Origin of the sequence: Bartonella mastomydis (assembly GCF_900185775.1) — a bacterium.
Classification (GTDB): Bacteria; Pseudomonadota; Alphaproteobacteria; order Rhizobiales; family Rhizobiaceae; genus Bartonella; species Bartonella elizabethae.
The window spans coordinates 508,930-533,445 of record NZ_LT883138.1 but is presented as its reverse complement, the minus strand read 5'-3'; the positions used below and the strand labels follow the sequence as shown (position 1 = coordinate 533,445).

Annotated in this window: 22 protein-coding genes; 3 read left to right on the top strand and 19 right to left on the bottom strand. The window is 39.3% G+C overall.

Annotated features, from left to right (window positions below):
- Positions 1–115: 115 nt before the first annotated feature.
- The 6 genes from clpX to FJG96_RS05380 all read right to left on the bottom strand — a co-directional run bounded on the left by clpX (position 116) and on the right by FJG96_RS05380 (position 8,180).
- Positions 116–1,390 (bottom strand): ATP-dependent Clp protease ATP-binding subunit ClpX, encoded by a 1,275-nt coding sequence (clpX, locus tag FJG96_RS05405; protein ID WP_005773676.1) that lies wholly within the window; start codon positions 1,388–1,390, stop codon positions 116–118.
- Positions 1,391–1,572: 182 nt separating this feature from the next.
- Positions 1,573–2,205 carry an ATP-dependent Clp endopeptidase proteolytic subunit ClpP gene (gene clpP, locus FJG96_RS05400; RefSeq protein WP_005773677.1) on the bottom strand — a complete coding sequence of 211 codons (633 nt, stop codon included), beginning with the start codon at positions 2,203–2,205 and terminating at the stop codon, positions 1,573–1,575.
- 149 nt (positions 2,206–2,354) lie between these two features.
- Positions 2,355–3,164 carry a glycosyltransferase family 32 protein gene (locus tag FJG96_RS05395; protein ID WP_139413084.1) on the bottom strand — a complete coding sequence of 270 codons (810 nt, stop codon included), beginning with the start codon at positions 3,162–3,164 and terminating at the stop codon, positions 2,355–2,357.
- A gap of 10 nt (positions 3,165–3,174) precedes the next feature.
- Entirely contained in the window at positions 3,175–4,551 is a 1,377-nt protein-coding gene (gene trkA, locus FJG96_RS05390) for a Trk system potassium transporter TrkA (RefSeq protein WP_120102357.1), read from the bottom strand.
- Between the two features lie 4 nt (positions 4,552–4,555).
- Positions 4,556–5,914, bottom strand: coding sequence for a nitrogen assimilation response regulator NtrX (gene ntrX / locus FJG96_RS05385; RefSeq protein ID WP_139413083.1), 1,359 nt, complete (start codon positions 5,912–5,914; stop codon positions 4,556–4,558).
- 1 nt (position 5,915) lies between these two features.
- Positions 5,916–8,180, bottom strand: coding sequence for a sensor histidine kinase NtrY-like (locus tag FJG96_RS05380; RefSeq protein WP_139413624.1), 2,265 nt, complete (start codon positions 8,178–8,180; stop codon positions 5,916–5,918).
- Positions 8,181–8,360: 180 nt separating this feature from the next.
- On the opposite strand from FJG96_RS05380, the gene rirA reads away from it, so the two are divergent.
- The 3 genes from rirA to FJG96_RS05365 are packed head-to-tail and all read left to right on the top strand — an operon-like array spanning position 8,361 to position 10,500.
- Positions 8,361–8,795 carry an iron-responsive transcriptional regulator RirA gene (gene rirA, locus FJG96_RS05375; protein ID WP_139413082.1) on the top strand — a complete coding sequence of 145 codons (435 nt, stop codon included), beginning with the start codon at positions 8,361–8,363 and terminating at the stop codon, positions 8,793–8,795.
- Positions 8,796–8,824: 29 nt separating this feature from the next.
- Positions 8,825–10,015 (top strand): bifunctional 2-C-methyl-D-erythritol 4-phosphate cytidylyltransferase/2-C-methyl-D-erythritol 2,4-cyclodiphosphate synthase, encoded by a 1,191-nt coding sequence (locus FJG96_RS05370; RefSeq protein WP_180338258.1) that lies wholly within the window; start codon positions 8,825–8,827, stop codon positions 10,013–10,015.
- Positions 10,012–10,500 (top strand): CinA family protein, encoded by a 489-nt coding sequence (locus FJG96_RS05365; protein WP_005773685.1) that lies wholly within the window; start codon positions 10,012–10,014, stop codon positions 10,498–10,500. The genes FJG96_RS05370 and FJG96_RS05365 overlap by 4 nt, the downstream gene beginning before the upstream one ends.
- A 365-nt stretch (positions 10,501–10,865) precedes the next feature.
- On the opposite strand, the gene FJG96_RS05360 is transcribed toward FJG96_RS05365, so the two are convergent.
- The 13 genes from FJG96_RS05360 to FJG96_RS05300 all read right to left on the bottom strand — a co-directional run bounded on the left by FJG96_RS05360 (position 10,866) and on the right by FJG96_RS05300 (position 24,401).
- Positions 10,866–11,327, bottom strand: coding sequence for a type II toxin-antitoxin system RatA family toxin (locus tag FJG96_RS05360; RefSeq protein WP_139413080.1), 462 nt, complete (start codon positions 11,325–11,327; stop codon positions 10,866–10,868).
- Positions 11,328–11,329: 2 nt separating this feature from the next.
- A complete protein-coding gene (lipA, locus tag FJG96_RS05355) occupies positions 11,330–12,292 on the bottom strand; it encodes a lipoyl synthase (protein ID WP_139413079.1) in 963 nt (320 codons plus the stop codon).
- A 68-nt stretch (positions 12,293–12,360) separates the two neighbouring features.
- The gene (lpdA, locus tag FJG96_RS05350) at positions 12,361–13,821 is read right to left on the bottom strand and encodes a dihydrolipoyl dehydrogenase (protein WP_139413078.1); all 1,461 of its coding nucleotides are present in this window, start codon (positions 13,819–13,821) and stop codon (positions 12,361–12,363) included.
- 215 nt (positions 13,822–14,036) lie between these two features.
- A complete protein-coding gene (locus tag FJG96_RS05345) occupies positions 14,037–15,380 on the bottom strand; it encodes a pyruvate dehydrogenase complex dihydrolipoamide acetyltransferase (RefSeq protein ID WP_139413077.1) in 1,344 nt (447 codons plus the stop codon).
- Between the two features lie 14 nt (positions 15,381–15,394).
- Entirely contained in the window at positions 15,395–16,759 is a 1,365-nt protein-coding gene (locus tag FJG96_RS05340; protein ID WP_139413076.1) for a pyruvate dehydrogenase complex E1 component subunit beta, read from the bottom strand.
- Positions 16,760–16,775: 16 nt separating this feature from the next.
- The gene (pdhA, locus tag FJG96_RS05335) at positions 16,776–17,816 is read right to left on the bottom strand and encodes a pyruvate dehydrogenase (acetyl-transferring) E1 component subunit alpha (RefSeq protein ID WP_139413075.1); all 1,041 of its coding nucleotides are present in this window, start codon (positions 17,814–17,816) and stop codon (positions 16,776–16,778) included.
- Between the two features lie 135 nt (positions 17,817–17,951).
- Positions 17,952–18,263, bottom strand: a complete 312-nt coding sequence (locus FJG96_RS05330) for an FtsB family cell division protein (RefSeq protein WP_139413074.1) — start codon at positions 18,261–18,263, stop codon at positions 17,952–17,954.
- 187 nt (positions 18,264–18,450) lie between these two features.
- Positions 18,451–18,891 (bottom strand): TM2 domain-containing protein, encoded by a 441-nt coding sequence (locus FJG96_RS05325; RefSeq protein WP_139413073.1) that lies wholly within the window; start codon positions 18,889–18,891, stop codon positions 18,451–18,453.
- A 384-nt stretch (positions 18,892–19,275) separates the two neighbouring features.
- Complete coding sequence (locus tag FJG96_RS05320; protein WP_139413072.1) at positions 19,276–19,686, bottom strand: TM2 domain-containing protein; 411 nt, start codon at positions 19,684–19,686, stop codon at positions 19,276–19,278.
- A 360-nt stretch (positions 19,687–20,046) separates the two neighbouring features.
- Entirely contained in the window at positions 20,047–20,454 is a 408-nt protein-coding gene (locus FJG96_RS05315) for a TM2 domain-containing protein (RefSeq protein ID WP_139413071.1), read from the bottom strand.
- A gap of 114 nt (positions 20,455–20,568) precedes the next feature.
- Positions 20,569–21,837, bottom strand: a complete 1,269-nt coding sequence (gene eno, locus FJG96_RS05310) for a phosphopyruvate hydratase (protein WP_139413070.1) — start codon at positions 21,835–21,837, stop codon at positions 20,569–20,571.
- A 71-nt stretch (positions 21,838–21,908) separates the two neighbouring features.
- On the bottom strand, positions 21,909–22,745 hold the full coding sequence (gene kdsA / locus FJG96_RS05305) for a 3-deoxy-8-phosphooctulonate synthase (RefSeq protein ID WP_139413069.1): 837 nt from the start codon (positions 22,743–22,745) through the stop codon (positions 21,909–21,911).
- 27 nt (positions 22,746–22,772) lie between these two features.
- Positions 22,773–24,401 (bottom strand): CTP synthase, encoded by a 1,629-nt coding sequence (locus FJG96_RS05300; protein ID WP_139413068.1) that lies wholly within the window; start codon positions 24,399–24,401, stop codon positions 22,773–22,775.
- Between the last annotated feature and the right edge of the window lie 115 nt (positions 24,402–24,516).

Genomic DNA, 24,516 nt, shown 5'->3' with positions numbered 1-24,516 from the left:
CCACAATACATGAAGTGGTAATTGCTAATACATAAATCAAGCATTATAATGATATTATTAGAAATGCCTATTAAATACCGTTTTACCCACTTTTTATATTGTATATCATACAATATCATGCTGATACATTTTCTTTATCTTCTGTACGTTCTGAGTAAATATAAAGAGGACGCGCTTTCCCATCGACAACATCGCTCGAAATAACCACTTCTTGAACCCCTTCAAGAGCCGGTAATTCAAACATTGTCTCAAGAAGGATCTTCTCCATAATTGAACGTAAACCACGTGCACCAGTTTTACGTTCAATAGCTTTCTTCGCAATAGCGCGTAAAGCATCTTCGTGAAATGCTAACTCAACATTTTCCATTTCAAAAAGACGCTGATATTGCTTTACCAATGCATTTTTAGGCTGTGATAAAATTTGTACGAGAGCGTTAATGTCTAAATCTTCTAAGGTAGCGACTATAGGAAGACGCCCAATAAATTCTGGTATTAAACCAAACTTTATAAGATCTTCAGGCTCTAAATCACGAAAAATCTCACCAACACAACGTTCATCAGGGGCCTTAACAGTCGCAGAAAAACCAATAGAAGTTTTTTCACCACGCCCTGAAATAATCCGCTCTAAACCCGCAAAAGCTCCTCCACAAATGAATAAAATATTTGTAGTATCAACCTGAAGAAACTCTTGTTGCGGATGTTTACGTCCACCTTGTGGAGGAACAGAAGCAATCGTTCCTTCCATAATTTTTAGCAATGCCTGCTGAACCCCTTCTCCAGAAACATCTCTTGTAATAGAAGGATTGTCAGCCTTACGAGAAATCTTATCGACCTCATCAATATAAACGATACCACGCTGTGCACGCTCAACATTATAATCCGCCGCTTGAAGAAGCTTTAAAATAATATTTTCAACATCTTCACCCACATAACCCGCTTCAGTCAAAGTGGTCGCATCCGCCATCGTAAAAGGGACATCAATAATACGTGCTAATGTTTGCGCAAGATAAGTTTTACCACAGCCCGTTGGACCAACAAGAAGAATATTTGATTTAGCCAACTCAATATCACTGCTTTTAGACTGATGCGCCAACCGTTTATAATGATTATGAACTGCGACAGAAAGAACACGCTTTGCATGCTGCTGACCAATAACATAATCATCAAGAACAGATATAATTTCTTGTGGAGTAGGGACTCCATCACGCACCTTAACGCCAGAAGACTTATTTTCTTCCCGAATAATATCCATGCAAAGCTCTACACATTCATCACAGATAAATACAGTAGGCCCCGCAATGAGCTTACGCACCTCATGCTGACTCTTGCCGCAGAACGAGCAATAGAGAGTATTTTTTGATTCGTTCCCGCTATTGCTAATTTTGCTCATTTTTCTTTCCTTTCACCACGATATATGAATACTTCGCCTTTTCAAAGGAAGCTTTTCATCATGAAAACTAAAAGACATATAGAAAACCATGGATGTCTCAATATTTTTAGGTGTTTCTCTTAATTTTTGCGATATTTTATAAAACTCTTTAATTAAAGTAGCTGTTTTTTCTATAAAAACTCTTAATCTTTTTCTTCTTTTTCAGTTTCTGCACGATACTGTATAACGTCATCAACTAAACCAAACGCTTTTGCTTCTTCTGCTGTCATAAAATGATCGCGATCAAGCGTTCTCTCAATAACCTCGTAATCTTGACCTGTATGTTGAACATAAATTTCATTTAAGCGCCGTTTCATCTTTATAATATCTTGTGCATGTCGCTCAATATCTGAAGCTTGACCTTGAAAACCACCAGATGGCTGATGCACCATAATACGCGCATTGGGCAATGTAAAACGATGACCTTTTGCTCCAGCTGTGAGCAATAATGATCCCATAGATGCCGCCTGCCCCATACAAAGCGTAGAAACAGGAGGGCGAATGAACTGCATCGTATCATAAATAGCCATACCAGATGTCACGACACCTCCTGGCGAATTAATATAAAGACTAATTTCTTTTTTAGGATTTTCCGCTTCCAAGAAAAGTAATTGTGCACAAACAAGCATTGCCATACCATCTTCAACAGGACCATTAATAAAAATAATCCGCTCCTTTAAAAGACGGGAAAAAATATCATAGGCCCGTTCACCACGATTGGTTTGCTCAATAACCATAGGTACAAGGCTTAATGCTGTTTTCATTGGATCACTCATATTTTTATTTTCCTTGTCATATACCAATCGCTTTTTACACATTCAATATTTTTATCCATAGGCTCTCATATTACTCTCTTGTGCAAGAAACAATCAAGAGCCCTTTAGGATAGACTAAAATCCCAATGGTTAAAATAGCGATAATAATTCTACCTAAACAAATTATGAACTTCAGGAATGCGAGAAACTGCCCAATGGTAAAAACTTCCTTCCTGAGGTCTTTGTGTGGTCTTGGTTTTTCTGTGAATATGAAATCCTATCAAGCGTGAATCTGTAAGCGGTTTTATGCCAAAAGCTGGTTCAAAGATGTACTCAGTTTTTCGCCCAGTCCAATAATAAAAAGTTTCCTTTTCTTTTGCCTCGTGAAAAAAACCATATTGCTTTGCTAACCGTGAAATACCGTCATTGCCAAATATCGTAACACCAAGATTTCCCGGTAAAATTGGTATCTTTTTTCTCTTTAACCAGAATGGTCTCCAAACACGACGCTTAAACCCAAGCCAATGAGGAATCATTTCTGTGCCTGCCCAATAATCTTCAAACACTTTTATAATAGGGTTATCTGGAGGAAAATAAAGGGCAGAAACGCCTACCCTTCTCTTATTTTCTTTTGCCAACCAAACCTTATTCGCATCTGGATGAAACTGTTTAACGAGATAAACATCTGTATCTAACCACACACCTTGTTGATATTTCATCAGCATAACACGAAAAAAATCCGAGAACTGAACAATTGTACATCCTGGTTTATCATCAGAAAAATGGGGATCAAGGCGATAAATTGCTGAACGTGGTAAAATTGATTCGGCTTTATGCAACTCAACACCAGCAGGGAGATTATCTATTTCTTTATCATAACTAAAAAGCCTAACGCGCTGTCCAGTTTTGACCATTGAGGACAAACAAAGCCTATCCACCAATCTTAACTGTCCACTATACCAAAAAGTACAAATATCCATCAATAATATATCAAAAATATTCCAAACTTACACGAAAAAGTTGTTCAACATCACGAACTCTATCAGCAAGAGCAAAAATCACTATTCTATCACCAGACAAAATACGCGTCTCTGCTGAGAGCTGTATAATTGTCTTATTACGATAAATTGCTCCAATTCTCAAACCATCTGATAAATTAAGCTCTGATAATGATTTACCAACCAATGAAGATGTTTGCATCACTTCAGCTTCAATGATTTCTGCTCGACCATTAAAAACTGAATGAACAGAACGAATACGCCCACGGCGCATTTGTTGCAAAATTTTCGATATTGTAACGCTATGGGGATTAAGATAGGCATCCACACCAACGGCGCGGCTAAACTCTTGGTAAGCAACATTATTAATCAACACCATATTAGCTTTACAGCCCAATCTTTTCGCAATGATAGCACTTAAGAGATTAACCTGATCCTGATTGGTCAAGGTAATCATTAAATCGGCCTGATCAATTCCCGCATCTTGAAGAATCACTGGATCTAATACGTTACCATATAAAACGGTTGTTTTTTCAAGCTGATCAGCAATTGTGAGGGCTCTTTCTCTCTGCGATTCTATAATCTTTAATTTTAATTTATGGAGACGCTTTTCAATCGCCTGAGCAACATAAAGGCCAATGTGCCCGCCTCCTGCAATAATCATGCGGTGGGCATCTTGTTCTTTATGACCAAAAAGCCCAACAGCACGACGCATCTGCTCACGGGCAACAACAAGATAGGTTATATCACCAACGCGTAATTGCGTTTCTGAATGTGCAATCAATAATTCCGAGCCACGTTTAATAGCGGTAACCGTCGTGTGAAGATCTGGAAAAAGCTCTGTTAATTGACGCAAAGGTGTATTAATAACGGGACAATCTTCCATACACTCCAAAGCGAGCGCAACAATATCATCATTACAAAAATAAAGAACATCTATTGCACCAGGCAGAGCAATACGACGTAAAACCATTTCCCCGACTTCAACTTCTGGCGAAATAACCACATCAATGGGAATGTTCTCTCTGGAAAAAAGCGTCTTATAGCGAGGTTCTAAATAAGATTGTGAGCGAATACGAGCAATTTTTGTGGGAACATCAAATAATGAATGAGCAACCTGACAAGCGACCATATTCACTTCATCAAACAAAGTGACAGCAATCAACATATCAGCTTTGTCTGCATCTGCAGCCAAAAGAACTTCAGGACGAGAACCGTGACCAACAAAACCTCTCACATCCAATGTATCGCGAATTTTTTCAATTAACCTCGTTTCAATATCAATAACAGTAACATCGTGATTTTCAGCAGCAAGACGCTCTGCTATTCCATAACCAACCTGTCCTGCACCGCAAATAATAACACGCATTGTTTTAAGAAACTCCAAGTGCTTTCAGCTTACGGTGTAAAGCTGAACGCTCCATGCCTATAAATTCAGCGGTGCGCGATATATTTCCACCCAAACGCCCAATCTGCGCCACTAAATATCTCTTTTCAAACAATTCTCGTGCTTCACGCAACGGTAAATCCATGATACTTTCATCTGAATCCATTTGAAGACGTGGCAAAGGATCACTCACTTCACTTGGAAGAAAATCCGCTGTTATAGGACCATCACCATCCCGCACAAGAATAAGAAGACGCTCAATATTATTGCGTAATTGCCGTACATTACCCGGCCAAGCATGTGTTTGCAAAATAGCGATCGCATCATCACTGATTTCACGTGGCTTAATTCCAACCTGCTGTGATATTGTTTTCACAAAATGATGCACAAGTTCTGGAATATCTTCACGACGGGCTGAAAGAGGCGGAACAGTGATAGGAACAACAGAAAGTCGGTGGAAAAGATCTTCTCTAAAGCGCCCGTCAGAAATGAGATTTTCAAGATTTTGCGCTGTTGAAGAAATGATACGAACATCCACCTTAACACGTTTTGTACCACCAACTCTCTCAAATGTCTGCCCTGTTAATACCCGAAGAATCTTACCTTGAGTTTCACGCGGCATATCAGCAATTTCATCAAGATAGAGTATTCCACCATGGGCTTCTTCTAAAGCACCGATCTTGCGCTCTCTTCCCTCCATTTCGCTGCCAAACAACTCTATTTCCATTCTGTCCGGCGTAATCGTTGCTGCATTTATTGTAACAAATGGCCCATTCGAACGTGTTGAGAGCGCATGAATCGTTCGAGCAACTGTCTCTTTCCCCGCCCCTGAAGGACCTGTTATCATAATGCGACTATTGGTTGGCGCTACTTTTTCTATGATGTGACGCAAATTTCTTATAACGGTTGATTTTCCCAGCAACTCCAATGTCTCATTTGAACGTTTTCGCAATTCTGAAAGCTCACGTTTTAAATTTGAGTTTTCAAGTGTTCTTTCTGCAACCAATACAAGTCTATCAGCTTTAAAAGGTTTTTCAATGAAATCATAGGCTCCGCGCTTTATAGCTGAAACAGCCGTCTCAATATTACCATGACCAGAGATCATAACCACCGGAAGAGCTGGATATTGTGTTTTAATTTCATCAAGCAGTGCTAAACCATCGAGGCGACTCCCTTGTAACCAAATATCTAAAAAAATGAGTTTTGGAATACGCTCACTAATTTGCGCTAATGCTTCATCAGAGTTACAAGCAATACGCGTTTCATAACCTTCATCATCTAAAATACCGGCAACAAGCTCACGAATATCTGCTTCATCATCAACAATCAAGATATCTGATACCATACTATTCCCCTATCTTATGATTTATGGCTTGTATAATACTACCCTGCTTCCCCCCATCTGAGGGAAATATCAAACGGATCATCGCACCACGACCTTCATAAAAACTCTCTGGTGCATCATGGAGCTCCATGGAGCCTCCGTGATCTTCAATAACTTTGCGCACAATGGCTAGGCCTAGTCCTGTTCCTTTCTCCCGTGTTGTTATATAGGGTTCTAATAACTTTTGTCTTTGCTCTTTAGGAAGTCCTTTCCCGTTATCAACAACATCCACAACCACCCATTCTTCTTGCCGGTAAGAACGGACAAGAATATGACCGTGAATATTTTCCTCTCGCATGACCGAATCAATGGATTCGCTCGCATTTTTGATCACGTTGCAAAAAGCCTGGACAATAAGACGATTATCAAATGCACCCATAAGGGGCAGACTTCCTAAGTCTTGCTCAAATTGAATATCATGTCGCGTCACTTCTATCAAGAAACATGCTTCACGCAATAATTCACGTATATCTAAAACATGCATTTGTGGTTTTGGCATACGTGCAAAAGAAGAAAACTCATCAACCATACGCCCAATATCTCCAACTTGGCGAATGATTGTGTCAATACACCGCTCAAAAACTTCTCTATCTTGTATAATAACTTTGTTATAACGTTTACGAATACGTTCAGCCGATAACTGAATAGGCGTGAGGGGATTTTTAATTTCGTGTGCAATACGTCGTGCAATATCCGCCCACGCCGCTGTACGTTGCGCTGCAACGAGGTCTGTAATATCATCAATTGTTAGAACCCAAGATTGCCCCTGTCCATCATTCTCTTCCATTGTAACTTGAACATTACAGACGCGCTCTTTTCCTGCAACGTTTAAAGTGACCTGTTCACGATGATTTTTACGGCCTAATGAACGCGCAAACTGAAAAACCTGCCAAATTTCAGCGCTTAAAGATAAAAGACTTTGTCCAACAACCTGTTCAAAGCGAATATCAAACATCGTTTCAATAGATCGATTGATAATTGTAATATCACCATTATCATCGATACCTGCAACTCCCGCTGTTACACCCGATAACACGGCTTCAGAGAAACGCCGTCTCTCATCAATTTGATCACGTACTGCAATCAACTCATTGCGCCGACTTTTCAATTCACTGACCATGTAATTAAAAGTTTTGGATAATTGCCCAATATCCCCATCTTTTGCTCGCACTGGCACAAAAATCTCCATATTCCCAGACGCAACATCATCAGCAGCACTAATGAGAAGACGAATAGGACGAACTAAGCGGTCAGCAACAGCAATAGCCGCCCAAATAGCTGATAAGAATAAACTAAAAAAAAGACATAAATAAAGCATACCAAATGCAATTTGTGTCAGCAGGCGGTTTTCATTTAAATCACGGTAACGATCTGTGTTAACTTCTGTCAAACGCAAAGCCGATAAAACGCCTTTATCAACGTCACGCACCAAATATAAAAATGTGTTTGGAATATTATTAAATTTTAAAATAATACCAAAATAATCGTGAACGCCTGGTTGAAAAGAAAAAGGTCTCGCACTGGTTGCACGCTCGATAAGGTGCGAAGGAGGAATTGGGAGTTTATCCTCATCCCCAAGAGCACTTGATACAAAAATCGTTCCGCTAGAACTTAACAAAAATGCACCACGCAAATTGCGTCCTAGGGCATGACGCGTTAATTGCATCCGATATTCAGCGGGATTACGCTCTAAAAGTTTTTTGTTATCAAGTGCAAATGCCATCGCGTAGGATAAATTTTTTAAATTTTGAAGCATTTCATCTGCATAAGCATTTGCTAAATCAATAGAAGAACCTACAATTTGCCGCGTTGTGGTATCAAACCATCGATCAAGACCTAAATTTAGGGCTGGACCCGATACAAGAGCGACAGCAACAGCTGGCATGGTCGCAACAAGTGCAAACAATGAAATAAGGCGCACATGAAGACGCGAGCCTGCACGCCTTGAACGCCAAGCTCGAATGATGGGAATCATCTCATAAAAAACGATGACAACAAGCCCTAAAACCCAAAAACTATTAATCCCTATAAGAATAAGGGTGACTGTTCTACTCGGAACAACAGGGGTCAATCCAATAAGAATAATAAACGAAATAGAGGCTGTAAATAAAGCCAATACAATAATTGCAATCCCTAAAAAGATATATACCTTACTTAAACGATACAACTCATCGTTATAAGTATTCTTATCAATATCTTGAGAATTTGTCACAGATGTTGCATTCATCATAAGCTTACAGACCCTTACCTTATTATTCTCATATAACCTTTTGTGACAAAAATTGACAATAATAATACTCCATTTAAAATAGAGCAAATAAATATAATCAATAAGGAAGAACTTCTGCATTTTGCAAAATATCTTTAAAATAAACTGCGCTCAATGATACATTACAAAGGAAATGAGATGCGATTAACAAAACAAACAAATTATGCTCTTCGAATGCTCATGTATTGTGCAGATAATCAGGGATCACTCAGTCGTGTTCCAGAAATTGCTAAAACATATGCTGTTTCAGAACTTTTTTTATTTAAAATCCTTCAACCGCTTGTTCAAGCAGGTTTTATACAAACAGTGCGTGGACGTAATGGTGGTGTTAAATTGGCTAAACCCGCAGAAGAGATTTCTGTTGCTGATGTTTTGAAAGTAACAGAAGATAACTTTTCCCTCGCAGAATGTTTCGATAATGCAGAACCCAATTGTCCATTGATCGATTTTTGTGGTTTAAATATCGCACTTCAAAAAGCATTAAATGCTTTTTTTGAGGTGTTATCCGTGATATCCCTTGCTGATCTAAAACGGCCATCCTTTCAAAATCATTTAAAAATGAATGAATCATAAACTAAAGTTATAATATAAGGAGATTCAGTATTTCTATTGCAGCAATCATATTAGCCGCTGGACGTGGTGAAAGAGCAGGATCTCCCCATGAAATTCCAAAACAATATCGGCTTCTAGGACAAAAGCCGATTATTTATCATACCGTACATTGTTTTTTGCAACATCCAGCGATCACAACAATTATTCTCGTTATTCATCCAGAAGATCATCAAATCTGTGAACAAGTACTCGCCGAATTTAAAGAACGCCTTATTATCGTTGAAGGAGGCAATACACGTCAAATCTCTACCTTACATGGACTTCAGGCACTTAAAAAATTCAATCCCCAATACGTGCATATTCATGATGGTGCACGACCCTTTATCGAAAAGAAGCTTCTTGATAACATTCATAACACACTCACACCTCAAGAAGGCGTTCTTCCTGTTCTCCCCATTTCTGATACCCTTAAACGCGTCAATCATCAGCATGTTTTAGAAACAATTCCCCGTTCCCATCTTTATCGTGCACAAACACCACAGTGTTTTCCCTTTGAACATATCTTAGCGGCCCATAAACAAGCAAAAAAAGTTTGTAAAGAAGACTTCACTGATGACTGTGCAATTGCCGAATGGTTCGGGATTCCTATGCTTACTGTTCTAGGGGATCCTCATAATATAAAAATCACATGGAATGAAGATTTTGATACCGCCCATTTATATCTCCAGAAAAAAATGCAAATGTTTCCTGATATCCGTACTGGCAATGGGTATGATGTTCATTCTTTCGAAAAAGGAGATTGTCTTATATTATGTGGTATAAAAATTCCTTTTCATAAAAAATTAAATGGGCATTCCGATGCAGATGTTGCTTTTCATGCATTAACAGATGCTCTTCTTGCAACTCAAGGTGCAGGAGATATTGGTACACATTTTCCTCCCTCTGATCCTCAATGGAAAAATGTATCATCAGAAATCTTTCTTCGTCATGCTCTTGATCTTGTTACACAAGCAGGTGGTCGTATTGCTAATGTGGATATCACCTTGATCGCTGAAGAACCTAAAATCGGTCCTTATCGTCAAACAATGACGGAAAATCTTATGCGCATTCTCACAATTTCATCCGATCGAATTTCCATCAAAGCAACAACGAACGAAAAGCTTGGATTTATTGGTCGTGGTGAAGGCATTGCGGCTTTGGCAACAGCGAGTATTCTTTATCCAGGAGAAATTCCCAAATGACATATTTTTGTGAAAAACAAGCGCGTGAAGTTCTTAATACCTGTCGCCAAAAGGGTTTACTTTTAACAACTGTAGAGTCTTGTACAGGAGGACTCATCGCTGCAAGCCTTACAAATATTGCAGGATCATCAGATGTTCTCGATTGTGGATTTGTTGTCTATTCAAATGAATCCAAAACACGCCTTGTTAGCGTGTGTGCTAAACTTATAAAAACCTATGGTGCCGTTTCAAAGGAAGTTGCTCTTGCAATGGCTGAGGGCGGATTAAAACATTCACAAGCTGATATTGCAGTTTCTGTAACAGGAATTGCAGGTCCAGGAGGTGCAAGTCTGAACAAACCTGTAGGACTTGTGCATTGTGCCGTTGCTTACAAAAATCACTCCCCTCTGCACAAAGAAATGCACTTTGGTCATCTTGATCGCGAAGCTATCCGCCATGCAACTGTTGAAAATGCTTTTCAAATGATTCTGAAACGACTTCACTGAATTCCCATACCAATTTCAAAACTCTCTATTTTACATTGGAGTTCATAATCATCAAATATCTTGAAAAATAATTTATTGTCTCCCAACTTAAGAATGAAAGATCTGAATATCACCAAATCATCTCCAGCTCTGTTTTATAATGGATCAAACGAATTTGGAACGAGAAAAACCTACATAAAAATTTTAATTCAATATAAATAACACTAAATTATCATTATGAATCAATATGTTGTCTAATAATATTGTGATGCTCGGTTTAAAAGATGTGCCCCTAAAAAAGAAAAAAATTATAAAAATGGACATCGATTCTCATCTTTACGCCTTCATAAGCAGCAATGGGTATTGCTCAAAAATAACGGAATAGATCATATGACCGTAGAACCATAAATCTGATGGGCACGCTTCTCAAAAGCATCGGTAAATTTACGAAATGCAATATCAAACATGGAGCCCATCAAACGTCCGAGTATTTTACTTTTAAATTCATAATCAATAAAAAACTCTACATTACAGGTATTGGTATTTTCAATATTATGAAAGCCCCAACGATTTTCAAGATATTTAAATGGCCCATCAATATAGTTAACCTCTATCAAACCTTTCTTTGGCTGAAGAAAAACTTGGGTCGTAAATGTTTCTCGAATAACCTTATAGCCAACGGTCATATCTGCAAGAAGCAATGTCTTTTCCTCACATTCCTTGCGAGAACGTATTATTAAAGCCTCACACATGGGTAAAAACTCAGGATAACGTTCAATATCTGACACAAGGTCAAACATTTCACGAGCACTATGGGCAACTTGCCGATGTGTTGAAAAAGTTGGCATTATTATCTCTGTAAGGCAAATTTTTCTTCACGCGCTTTTTGCAAAATGGCAAAATCATCTCCTGCATGATGAGATGAACGCGTCAAAGGATTGGAAGCCATATGTAAAAATCCTTTTACTTTACCAATTTTGGCAAAAGATTCAAACTCTTCAGGAGGCACAAAACGAATAACGGGATGATGTTTTCGCGTAGGTTGCAAATATTGTCCAATTGTCATAAAGTCCACATCAGCAGAGCGTAAATCATCCATCAATTGCAGAATTTCATTTCGTTCTTCCCCAAGGCCAACCATAATTCCCGATTTTGTAAAAATTGTTGGATCCAGTTCCTTAACACGTTGTAATAAACGAATTGAATGAAAATAACGTGCTCCTGGACGGACCTTTAAATATTTAGAAGGAACTGTTTCTAAATTATGATTAAAAACATCAGGCTTAGCAGCAACAACAATTTCTAAAGCACCATCTTTATGACGAAAATCAGGTGTAAGAACTTCAATTGTTGTTTTAGGTGCTTTTCGACGAATCGCATAAATAACTTTTGCAAAATGCTCAGCGCCACCATCCGCAAGATCATCACGATCAACCGATGTAATGACGACATGTTTTAATTCCATCCGCGCAACAGCATCGGCGACACGTTCTGGCTCGTTATCATCAACGGCAAGTGGAATGCCTGTTGCAACGTTACAAAAAGCACACGCACGCGTACATATCTCCCCTAAAATCATAAAGCTGGCATGCCGCTGACTCCAACATTCGCCAATATTAGGGCAACCTGCTTCTTCACAGACAGTCACTAATTTATGGGTGCGGACAATACCATGCGTTTCCTTATAGATCGGAGATGTTGGCGCTTTTACACGAATCCAATCTGGCTTTTTCTGAACGCTTGTATCCGGACGATGAGCCTTTTCAGGATGACGCAAACGTCTATTCGTAACTCTATCAACAACCGTAACCATTTAAGCCTTTGCCTTATCAATACGAAGGAGCAATGAAAAATTTAAGATTCTTCACGCAAACCCAATCATCAAGCATTTAAAACTTGACCATAAGCATCCAATACACTTTCTTTCATCATTTCCGATAAAGTCGGATGTGGAAAGACAGTATGCATCAATTCTTCCTCTGTTGTTTCAAGATTCATGGCAATAACAAAACCCTGTATCAGTTCTGTTACCTCTGCCCCTACCATATGGGCGCCAAGAAGCTGTCCTGTTTTTTTATCAAAAATGGTTTTTACTAACCCCTGATCTTCACCCAAAGCAATCGCCTTGCCATTGGCAGAAAAAGAATAACGACCAATACGTATATCATACCCTGCTTCTTTTGCTGCTGCTTCTGAAAGTCCTACAGACGCAACTTGCGGTGTGCAATAGGTGCACCCCGGAATTTTTCTCTTATCAAGCGGATGAACACTCTTTAAACCAGCAAGACGTTCAATGCATATCACGCCTTCTTCTTCTGCTTTATGAGCTAACATAGGAGGACCTGCCACATCACCGATAGCATAAATACCTGCAACCCCCGTCCAACTCCACTCATCGGTTACAATGCACCCACGATCGGTTTTTATACCCAACGCCTCTAACCCAAGATTCTCAATATTACCCTGTACCCCAACAGCGGAAATCACCCGATCAACCGTCATTGTCTCTGTTTTTCCCTCAACATCAAGATGTACCGTCACGGAATTGGAAGCTTTTTCAACCTTTGTTACTTTTGCTTGGCAAAGAATACGTAAACCTTTTTTTTCCAACTGTTTACGAGCAAATGTTGAAATTTCAGTATCTTCAGCGGGCATGATATGGGGCATCATTTCAACGACAGTAACCTCAGCTCCCATATCACGATAAAAGGAAGCAAATTCAATACCAATAGCCCCAGACCCTATGACCAAAAGCGACTTCGGCATTTCTGTCGGTATCATCGCTTCAAAGTAAGTCCAAATGAGCTTTCCATCTGGCTCAATACCAGGAAGGACACGAGGACGTGCACCCGTTGCAATAATGATATGCTTTGCTTGATAAGTCCCCTTCCCTAATGTTCCTTTAGGAATTGGATTTTGCGGTTGCATAACCGGTTTGGAGGATGAAGAAACTATAATTTCCGCAGGTTGGTTTGCCTTCGCTTCTTTCGTAAGCTTTGCTTCACCCCAAATAATGTCAATCTTGTTTTTTTTCATTAAAAAACCAACACCAGCATTTAAACGAGCTGAAACGCCGCGTGAACGTGTCACAACATCTTTGATATTTGCTTCAATTGAACCATTAATTTTGAGTCCATACTCTTTCGCATGTTCAGCAAAATGTTTCATTTCTGCCGAACGTAAAAGAGCCTTTGTTGGAATACACCCCCAATTTAAACAAATCCCTCCCAAGTGTTCACGCTCAACAATTGCAGTCTTAAAGCCACATTGTGCTGCACGAATTGCGGTTACATATCCGCCTGGACCTGATCCAATTACAATTACATCATAAAGATTTGTCACAGTCATTCCTCCATGGATATATATAAAATGGATATGCACTTTTGAACTTAAGATTGAAAATCAACATCATAAAATCGGCTTATGTTTTTTATTCTACGCTTCACATCAATGCTTTATCCAAACCAGAAACAGCAATAGCATTGCTCTTCAAACTTTTTAAATTTGCTTCCACTCTCTTAACATACCCTTTCATAATTTACGTAAAGAGCGGTCATTCAAACCAACATTGCTAATGGATTTTCAATTATCTTCTTAAAGGTCCGCGCAAGCTCTGCCGCTAAAGCACCATCGACAGCGCGATGATCAACAGAAAGTGTAACCGACATAACTGTCGCAACAGCTAATGCACCATTTTTAACAACAGCGCGTTGCTCTCCTGCACCAATCGCAAAAATCGTCGCATGGGGTGGATTAAGGATCGCAGAAAAACTTTTCACACCATACATCCCCATATTTGATACAGCTGTTGTTCCCCCTTGATATTCTTCCATTTTCAATTTGCGCTCACGCGCACGCTTTGCAAAATCCTTCATCTCTTTGGAAATAAGCGATAACGGCTTTTCCTCTGCATGGCGAATAATCGGCGTAATTAATCCATTGGGAATAGAAACAGCAACCCCAACATCACAATGTTTATGATGAAGCATTCCACCTTCAAGCCAAGAGACATTCGCATCAGGAACCGCTTTCAAAGAAAGTGCAACCGCTTTGATCACCATATCATTAACAGAAAGCTTATAAGTAGGCTTAGCTTCTTCCAGTGTCTTAACCATTGGTGCTGCAGCATTCAATTGTGTCCGCAACGCTAATAGCGCATCAAGTTCACAATCTACGGTCACATAGAAATGTGGAACTTTTTGCTTTGATTCCACCAAACGTGTGGCGATCGTTTTACGCATATTATCATGGGGTGTGAAGAGATATTCATTCTCTTTGAAGAGTTGCAATATCTGTTTGTCAGAATCACCTGCTGCAATCAGCTCGCCGATTGATGACGAATAAGAAGCTTGAGAGATATCCCCGCTCATAGCTTTTTCTACATCGCGCTTGATAATACGTCCATGGGGACCACTTCCAGAAATAAGGGATAAGTCAAGACCCGCCTGAGAAGCTAACCGCCGCGCTAAGGGAGAGGCAAAAAGACGAGCTCCCTCTTTATCTTGCTGTATTAATTGCTGAGCGGATGATTCATGAGACATTTTTATCCCCTTTGTGTCCGTCTGCTTCAAAGAATCTGCTTGTTTTTCGCCCTCTGATTCTTGTTTTATAGAAGAAGAAGTCTCTTCTGCAACTTTTGCAGCTTCAGCTAAGTCTTCACCCTCTTCTGCTAAAACAACAATCAAAGAATTCACTTTAACACCTTGTGTTCCGGCAGAAACAACAATTTTAGCAACTGTCCCCTCATCGACGGCCTCGACCTCCATCGTCGCTTTATCCGTCTCAATTTCAGCAATAACATCCCCAGAGGAAACCTTATCGCCTTCCTTAATATTCCATTTTGTTAAATTTCCCTCTTCCATCGTAGGGGAAAGCGCTGGCATTGTAATTTTAATGGGCATTGTGCTTTCCTCCGTTATGCTCTGTATGTCACAGCCTTAACGGCCTCAATAATTTCAGCAGTATCAGGCAAAGCCAACTTCTCAAGATTAGCCGCATAAGGCATTGGAACATCTTTGCCGGAAATCGTCGCAATTGGTGCATCAAGATAATCAAAAGCCTGTTGCATAACACGCGTTGCTATTTCAGTTCCTACAGATGACTGAGGAAAACCCTCTTCAATTGTTACCAAACGGCCCGTCTTTTTAACGGAAGAAAGAATTGTCGGAAGATCCATCGGACGAATGGTTCGTAAATCAATTAACTCAACGTCAATACCAAGTTTTTCAATTTCTGGTAATGCTTGAACAGCGTAATGCATACCAATCCCACAGGCAACAATCGTCACATCTTGTCCAGACTTATGAAGTCGTGCCCGCCCAATAGGCAAAATAAAATCATCAAGTTGAGGGACCTCAAATTGATGCCCGTACAAAATTTCATTTTCAAGGAAAATAACAGGGTTATCATCACGAATAGCCGCTTTTAGCAAACCTTTTGCATCTGCAGCACTATAAGGCATGACAACTTTCAACCCTGGAATATGACTATACCAAGCAGCATAACATTGAGAATGTTGAGCACCAACACGAGCAGCCGCGCCATTGGGACCACGGAAAACCATAGGAGCCGTCATTTGTCCACCAGACATATAACGTGTTTTTGCTGCTGAGTTAATAATTTGATCCATTGCCTGCATGGCAAAATTAAATGTCATAAACTCGACAATGGGACGTAGCCCTCCAAAAGCAGCTCCAACAGCCAGTCCAGCAAAACCATGTTCTGTAATTGGCGTATCAATAACGCGCCGTTCCCCGAATTCTTCCAACAAACCTTGGCTAACCTTATAGGCTCCTTGATATTGCGCAACTTCTTCCCCCATGAGAAAAACCTTTTCATCACGCCGCATTTCTTCCGCCAAAGCCTGATTAAGCGCTTCACGAACTGTCATTGTCACCATTTCTGTTCCCGCTGGAATATCAAAATCAGGAGGCGGTGCAAAAGTAAGAGATTGCGGAACTGATGAAGGAAGAGAAGGAGAGGATACTTCAGTTTTTTGTGCTGTATTAGTAGGATGCGAAATATCTTCAGCACGCTCACCTTCTTCTAACAAAACTGCAATAACACTATTAACCTTTACACCCTCAGAACCTTCAGACACAAAAATTTTTCCAAGCGTGCCTTCATCAACAGCCTCTACTTCCATTGTCGCTTTATCCGTTTCAATTTCAGCAATAACATCGCCAGAGCTAACCTTATCACCTTCTTTCTTGAGCCATTTAGACAGTTTACCTTCTTCCATGGTTGGTGAAAGCGCCGGCATCAAAATATCAATAGACATACTTGCTTCCCTCGCATCAAACTAAAATATCCGTATAGAGCTCAGAAGCATCTGGCTCTTGATCACTTTGTGCAAAATCTGCCGCATCAGCAACAATTGTACGGACTTCTTTCTCAATAGACTTTAAATCATCTTCACTCGCCCAATTTTGTTTAAGAATCCGACTTTTTACTTGATCAATCGGATCGTGTTCCTCTTTTATTTTTTGAACTTCTTCTTTAGAGCGATATTTTGCTGGATCAGACATGGAATGACCACGATAGCGATAGGTCTGCATATCAAGAATGATGGGCCCTTTCCCCGAACGTGCCCAAGAAACTGCTTCATCAGCAGCTCCTTTTACGGAGCGAACATCCATACCATCAACAACAATACCTGGAATTTCAAAAGAAAGACCGCGGCGAGAAAAATCAGTTTCTGCAGATGCCCGTGAAACGGATGTTCCCATAGCATACTGATTGTTTTCAATAATATAAACAACGGGCAACTTCCAAAGTGAAGCCATATTAAAACTTTCGTAAACCTGCCCCTGATTTGCAGCGCCATCACCAAAATAAACCAATGTCACATTATCTTTACCAAGATATTGATTCGAAAATGCCAAACCTGAACCTATGGGAACCTGCGCACCAACAATACCATGGCCACCATAAAAATTCTTTTCTTTAGAGAACATATGCATCGAGCCACCTTTGCCTTTGGAAAATCCCCCTTGGCGTCCCGTTAATTCTGCCATGACGCCCCGCGGACTCATCCCAACAGCTAACATATGGCCATGATCACGGTAAGATGTAATAACTTGATCACCTTCTTTTGTTGCCTTTAATGTTCCAATAACAACAGCTTCCTGTCCAATATAAAGATGACAAAATCCCCCAATAAGCCCCATACCATAAAGTTGTCCTGCTTTTTCTTCAAAACGGCGAATTAAAAGCATTTCACGATAGGCATCAAGTTCTTCCTCTTTTGTAAAATCTGCTATTGGTGCTTTCTTTGTGGTGCTTGATAATGCAGTGCGCGCCACCGACGCAGAATTTTTTTTAAGTCGTTCTGCCATATTAAACTCCCTTTTATGATTATTTAGGAATAACCTTTACGAACAAAAGTTACAAGCCTTATCAATCGGCTTAAACAATATCATTGCTGATTGTCGTTTAAATTAAGCGATTTTTCATTTACCTTTGGTATCATTTTAAGGCATTAAGATTGTTAATTCATTTGGCTTAGAAAAATTTAAATTCTTTCGGACATATTCATCCAACATATCCTTTTCAATATGCCCATTGCGTAAAAGAGAAATACGCTTTTCAATGAACTCACGCTCAGCTTCTATTTTATGAAGCTCCTTTTCTAATTCGCTAATCTGCTGATTAACTTCACTGCGTGAATATAATCCATACTCACCATGATAAATATGGTAACTGAAATAGCTTAAAACGCCCACCGTCATAAGAGGTAGTACAAAACGCACTTTGATTGATCGACGTTTCTGCTTTGTCCACATAAAATAGCACAGTCTCTACAGCAAAAATTTCTTCATATTCTGCCTAACTATGCACGATTTTGATTAACACCTCATTACTCAATCTACACACGCAAACAATTTGTTATCACCAATTTATCCCCCCCTTGAACACAATCAAAGTAAGCTGAATGACTCACTTTTTATATGTCAAATATTGGATATCTCACTAATTTGTGATTTTATGCCCATCTTTGTCCTTAAAATTTCCTGTTAAAATGACTATAAAATCAATCAATACCCAAGGTGTAACTATTAAAAAAAGCCCTAGAAGCCCTACAAAAAATGGTATAGTTATCCAACTTATTATATTTATAAGAAGCAGTGCGATGCCCGTTCCAACTTTGCCCACCATAAAACGATGAATTCCTAGTCCACCTAGAAAAAAACAAACGACCGCTAACGTCACTTTTGATTGTTGTGACTGACCTTCAGTCAAGACAGGGAAAATAGATTTAACGGTATCCCCTTCACACACAAAATCAACAACATCACCAACCTTCGGCGGCTTTTTTCCTGACCAATCCCAATTCGCAAACTGATAGCGCTTACCATCAGCCCCTGAAATGAAATAATCTCCTTGATCCTCACCGATAATCTTACCTTTCATCTTCACCACCTATAAAATTGCTATTCATAAAGAAGTTTTTCTTCTAATATGATAATATGTTAGATAAACCTCACCGCATGAGTACGATCTGCACTCACCGTGATATATGACAATTTAAAAAGCTTAAAATCCCCCAACAACTTAAAATTCCCGCAATTATAAGTGGCAATACAAAGCACGCTGTTCGATTTGCACTTTTACTTTTTTCATATGAAATAGTACAGTATTTTTCAATAGTTTTATTTAAATATTTATCATTTTCTTTAATATTTCACATTTAAAGACATAGATTAAAATAATTTACATTATGAAATTTAATATATTAAAAACATTAAAAGTAAAGAAAGTCCCTCACTCTTTACATTTTATATTATTCTAAAATTTCTACCAATTTATAATTTTATCCCCATTTTCATCCCTAAAGTATCCGGATAAAATAACTATAAAATCAATAAATGCCCATGGTATAGTGATCAACAGTCCTATACCTGTTATAGTCATGAGAAACATCACAATACCCGTTCCAACTTTACCTGCCATAAAGCGATGAATCCCCAACCATCCAAAAAACCAACAAACAAGTGCTATCGCCAATCTTGATTTTTCTGACTGAGATTCACTCAAAAGAGGGAAAACAGATTTAACAACATCATCTTCATATACAAAATCAACAGTATCCCCTACCTTTGGTGTTTTTTTCCCTAACCAATTCCAACTCGCAAATTGATAACGCTTACCATCAGCCCCTGAAACGAAATAATCTTCTTGATTTTGACCAATAATCTTACCCTTCATCTTTGATCACCTATAAAGCTGCTCCTCATGTGTTATTCATAAAGAGATTATTTCTAATTTGATAATATATCGATTAACCTCACGGCGTAAATAAAATTTGTAGCAACCGTAATAAACGTGAAATTAAAATCGTTCAGAGCCCCCCAATAACCTAACGCTTTCTGCTGCTATGAGCAGTAATACAAAACACACCTTAGTTGTTTTACCCATATAAAATAGCACAGTCTTTATTCAATACTTTATTTAACTGTGCATATTTTTCTTAATATCTCACATTAAAGAGCTAGAGTAAAATGATTCGGTATGATGAACTTAATATGTTTATAAAAATAAAAAGCGACCTCAATTATCTGCTCTTTATTATAGATCTGTAATCTGATTCCCATTTTTATCCGTAAATTTTCCAGCAAGAATGAGTATGAAATCAACAATTGCCCAAATACCAGTAATCATCAATCCAACAACCGATAAAGATAAAACAAGCATTAACACACCCGTCCGAACTCTCCCAACCATAAAACGATGGACACCAAAAATACCTGCACACCAACAAAGGAGTGCAAACATTATCCTTGAGTTCTCTGTACCTGATCTCAACAATGGAAAAACAGAACTGACTACACCTCCTTCACAGACGAAATCAACGGTATCACCAATCCTCGGTGATTTCTTTCCCAACCAATCCCAAGTCGCAAACTGATAACGCTTACCATCATCACCCGAAACGAGATACGTTCCTTGATCTTGACTAATAATTATACCTCTCATCTTAATCCCTATAAATTTAAATGCCTATAAAATAATTGCTCTATGCCTTTGATAAGACAGCTCAATTTCATAATCTAAATGATCTTATACTTTCATATTTTGTGCTCACAACAATCAACGATATACATCACCAGCATAACGGGCTTGGCCCCCTAGTATTTCTTCAATACGAATAAGTTGATTGTATTTTGCTAATCTATCCGAACGTGCAAGAGAACCTGTTTTAATTTGTCCACAATTTGTTGCAACCGCAAGATCGGCAATGAAAGAATCCTCTGTTTCGCCTGAGCGATGAGATATAATGGCACGATAACCCGCTTTATGTGCTGTTTCTACAGCATCAAGTGTTTCACTCAATGTCCCAATTTGATTAACTTTTATGAGAATAGAATTGCCTACTCCCATCTTGATACCCTCACGCAAACGCGCTGAATTGGTTACAAATAAATCATCGCCCACAAGCTGACATTTTTCTCCAATTGTATCAGTAAGAAGCTTCCAACCTTCCCAATCATCCTCTGCCATTCCATCTTCAATGGTAACAATAGGATAACTTTTCACAAGGTGCGCCAAATAATCGACTTGTTCTTGGATGTCGCGACATTTTCCCTCACCTTTATAAAAATATGAACCATTTTTATAAAACTCAGTAGAAGCACAGTCTAAACCAATGGCAATTTGCTCACCTGGTTTATAACCACATGTTATGATGGATTCCATAATAAAATCAATTGCTTGGTCTGCACTTTTAAATTGAGGTGCAAAGCCACCTTCATCACCAACATTGGTATTATATCCCGCATCTTTTAAACGCTTTTTCAACGTATGGAAAACTTCAGCACCATAACGGATGGCCTCTCTCACGGTAGGGGCTCCTACTGGAATAATCATAAATTCTTGAAAATCAATCGAGTTATCAGCATGAACCCCACCATTAATAATATTCATCATAGGTGTTGGAAGAATATGCGCTTGCGGTCCACCAATATAACGATACAAGGGTAAATTTAATGAGTTTGCGGCGGCTCTTGCAACAGCCAATGAAACACCAAGAAGTGCATTAGCACCAAGACGAGCTTTGTTTGGCGTTCCATCCAAAGTAATCATGGCTTGATCAATAGCGATTTGGTCTCTTGCATCCCGCCCACCAAGTTCTTCAAGAATTTCGCCATTGACTGCAGCAACCGCTTTTTCAACACCTTTCCCTTGATAACGCGGACCACCATCACGAAGCTCTACAGCCTCATGTGCCCCCGTTGAAGCTCCTGAGGGAACCAGCGCGCGACCAAAAGCGCCATTTTCCAAATGAACATCAACTTCTACCGTCGGATTACCACGGCTATCAAGAACCTCACGCCCCATGATATCGACAATGATCGTCATCTATGTTTCCTTATCCAATAAAAGTCGCGATTCATTTCTAATGTCCTATTTGCGAAATATTTTTTCTCTTCTTAATTCAACTTCTTTGACAAATGATCAAATTCCATTAAAGTCTCAAGCAGTCTTTGTAAATCATCAATTTTAACCATATTGGGGCCATCAGAAGGGGCATGGTCTGGATCTTGATGTGTTTCTAAAAAAATACCGGCAACCCCAACAGAAACAGCCGCACGCGCTAATACTTCAACAAATTGACGCTGTCCACCAGATGAAGCCCCTTGCCCTCCAGGTTCTTGAACAGAGTGTGTTGCATCAAAAATAACAGGCGCCCCAAATGAACGTAAAATAGGCAACGAACGCATATCCGAAATAAGTCGGTTATAGCCAAATGATGTACCGCGCTCACAAAGCATAACATTGGGATTACCACTGTGAACAACCTTTTTTAAAACATTCTCCATATCCCACGGTGCTAAAAACTGCCCTTTTTTAATATTAATAACACACCCTGTTTTGGCGGCAGCAATCAAAAGATCTGTTTGACGACATAAAAAAGCGGGTATTTGTAAAATATCAACCGTAGAAGAAACAATGCTACATTGCTCTTCGGTATGCACATCAGTCAATATGGGACAATCAAACTCTTTTTTTAAATCAGAGAAAATGACCATTGCTTTTTCAAGACCAATACCCCGTGCTGCACTCAAAGAGGTACGGTTGGCTTTATCATAACTTGATTTATAAACAAACCCGATACCAAGCTGATCGGCAATTGTTTTAATACGACCAGCCATTTCAAAAGCATGATCACGACTTTCCATCTGACACGGCCCTGCAATTAATGAAAGAGGCATTTCATTTGAAAAAATAACATTTCCAACTTTTACTTGGGCATTTGGTTTTGTCATTTTATCCCTCAAAAGAAAAATTATACCTTAAACTAATCGACTTTGTTCTACAGCAGCTTCAATAAAAGAAGCAAAAAGTGGATGGGGTTCGAAAGGGCGTGATTTTAGTTCTGGATGATATTGAACACCAATAAACCACGGATGATCTGCATATTCTATTGTTTCCGGCAAAATGCCATCGGGAGACATACCAGAAAAAATCAAACCACACTGTTCTAGCCTGTCTTTATAATCAATATTGACCTCATAACGATGACGATGTCGTTCAACAATCTTTGTCATCCCATAAATTTGAGCAATATGACTTTCTTCTTTTAATTCAGCAGCAAAAGCACCAAGGCGCATGGATCCACCGAGATCACCATTTCTTGTTCGTTTTTCAAGAATATCGCCTTTGACCCATTCTGTCATTAAACCTACAATTGGATTTTCTGTTTCGCAAAACTCACTTGATGATGCATTCTCAATCTGCGCAATATTGCGTGCAGCTTCTATACAAGCCAATTGCATGCCAAAACAAATCCCTAAAAACGGAACTTTACGCTCTCGTGCAAATTGAATTGCTCGAATCTTCCCTTCTGCCCCTCGAGCACCAAAAGCCCCAGGAACCAAAATTCCATGCGCTTTTTGTAAAGTTGAAATGGAATCTTCTTTTTCAAGAAGTTGCGAATCAATCCACTCAATATTAACTTTCACTTTATTCGCTAAACCACCATGCGCAATCGCTTCGATAAGAGATTTATAAGCATCCTTTAAGCCCGTATATTTTCCTACAATAGCAATCGTAACTTCTCCTTCAGGGTGGTGAATGCGATGTGTAATATCTTCCCACCGATCCATCTGAGGAGGGGGAGCCGAATCGATTCCAAAAGCGCAAAGAACTTCAGAGTCTAAACCCTCTTTATGATAAGCCATGGGAACATCATAAATTGTTGGCATATCTAATGCTTGGATGACCGCTTTGGCGCGAACATTGCAAAAAAGTGATAATTTGCACCGCTCTGTTTCTGGAATAGACCGATCTGCACGCACAAGCAAAATATCAGGAGATATACCAATTGATTGCAATTCTTTGACAGAATGTTGTGTTGGCTTCGTTTTTAATTCACCTGCCGAGGGGATATAAGGCATTAATGTAAGATGGACATAAACAACATTTTGTCGGGAGAGCTCATTACCAAGCTGTCGAATCGCTTCAAGAAAAGGCATGGCTTCAATATCACCAACTGTTCCACCTATTTCACATAAAACAAAATCAAATTCTTCATTTCCCGTTGTAATGAACCGCTTAATTTCATCTGTAACATGCGGAATAACTTGGACTGTTGCCCCTAAATAATCACCTCGCCGCTCTCGTTCAATGATATTGCGATAAATACGCCCTGTTGTAATATTATCTTGGCTATTTGCAGAACGCCCCGTAAAGCGCTCATAATGACCAAGATCAAGATCCGTTTCCGCACCATCATCGGTCACGAATACCTCACCATGTTGATAAGGCGACATCGTCCCTGGATCAACATTTAAATAGGGATCAAGTTTGCGAAGGCGTACACGATAGCCACGAGCCTGTAATAACGCTGCTAACGCCGCCGCTGCGATGCCTTTTCCAAGGGAAGAAACCACACCACCAGTAATAAAAACATAACGTGCCATGGGCTTATGGTGATAAGCAATTTATAATGATTTTTCCAGCAAAAAATGCAAAAAGGAACAGTTTTTCTTCTAAAATAAAATCTAAAATAAAAAAGGTGAAAAAATCACCTTTTTA

Bases quoted from the DNA above. Each gene is read 5' to 3' on its own strand.
- clpX (WP_005773676.1), bottom strand. From the start codon at position 1,390: ATGAGCAAAATTAGCAATAGCGGGAACGAATCAAAAAATACTCTCTAT.
- clpP (WP_005773677.1), bottom strand. From the start codon at position 2,205: ATGAGTGATCCAATGAAAACAGCATTAAGCCTTGTACCTATGGTTATT.
- FJG96_RS05395 (WP_139413084.1), bottom strand. From the start codon at position 3,164: ATGGATATTTGTACTTTTTGGTATAGTGGACAGTTAAGATTGGTGGAT.
- trkA (WP_120102357.1), bottom strand. From the start codon at position 4,551: ATGCGTGTTATTATTTGCGGTGCAGGACAGGTTGGTTATGGAATAGCA.
- ntrX (WP_139413083.1), bottom strand. From the start codon at position 5,914: ATGGTATCAGATATCTTGATTGTTGATGATGAAGCAGATATTCGTGAG.
- FJG96_RS05380 (WP_139413624.1), bottom strand. From the start codon at position 8,180: ATGAATGCAACATCTGTGACAAATTCTCAAGATATTGATAAGAATACT.
- rirA (WP_139413082.1), top strand. From the start codon at position 8,361: ATGCGATTAACAAAACAAACAAATTATGCTCTTCGAATGCTCATGTAT.
- FJG96_RS05365 (WP_005773685.1), top strand. From the start codon at position 10,012: ATGACATATTTTTGTGAAAAACAAGCGCGTGAAGTTCTTAATACCTGT.
- FJG96_RS05360 (WP_139413080.1), bottom strand. From the start codon at position 11,327: ATGCCAACTTTTTCAACACATCGGCAAGTTGCCCATAGTGCTCGTGAA.
- lipA (WP_139413079.1), bottom strand. From the start codon at position 12,292: ATGGTTACGGTTGTTGATAGAGTTACGAATAGACGTTTGCGTCATCCT.
- FJG96_RS05345 (WP_139413077.1), bottom strand. From the start codon at position 15,380: ATGCCCATTAAAATTACAATGCCAGCGCTTTCCCCTACGATGGAAGAG.
- FJG96_RS05340 (WP_139413076.1), bottom strand. From the start codon at position 16,759: ATGTCTATTGATATTTTGATGCCGGCGCTTTCACCAACCATGGAAGAA.
- pdhA (WP_139413075.1), bottom strand. From the start codon at position 17,816: ATGGCAGAACGACTTAAAAAAAATTCTGCGTCGGTGGCGCGCACTGCA.
- FJG96_RS05330 (WP_139413074.1), bottom strand. From the start codon at position 18,263: ATGTGGACAAAGCAGAAACGTCGATCAATCAAAGTGCGTTTTGTACTA.
- FJG96_RS05325 (WP_139413073.1), bottom strand. From the start codon at position 18,891: ATGAAAGGTAAGATTATCGGTGAGGATCAAGGAGATTATTTCATTTCA.
- FJG96_RS05320 (WP_139413072.1), bottom strand. From the start codon at position 19,686: ATGAAGGGTAAGATTATTGGTCAAAATCAAGAAGATTATTTCGTTTCA.
- FJG96_RS05315 (WP_139413071.1), bottom strand. From the start codon at position 20,454: ATGAGAGGTATAATTATTAGTCAAGATCAAGGAACGTATCTCGTTTCG.
- eno (WP_139413070.1), bottom strand. From the start codon at position 21,837: ATGACGATCATTGTCGATATCATGGGGCGTGAGGTTCTTGATAGCCGT.
- kdsA (WP_139413069.1), bottom strand. From the start codon at position 22,745: ATGACAAAACCAAATGCCCAAGTAAAAGTTGGAAATGTTATTTTTTCA.
- FJG96_RS05300 (WP_139413068.1), bottom strand. From the start codon at position 24,401: ATGGCACGTTATGTTTTTATTACTGGTGGTGTGGTTTCTTCCCTTGGA.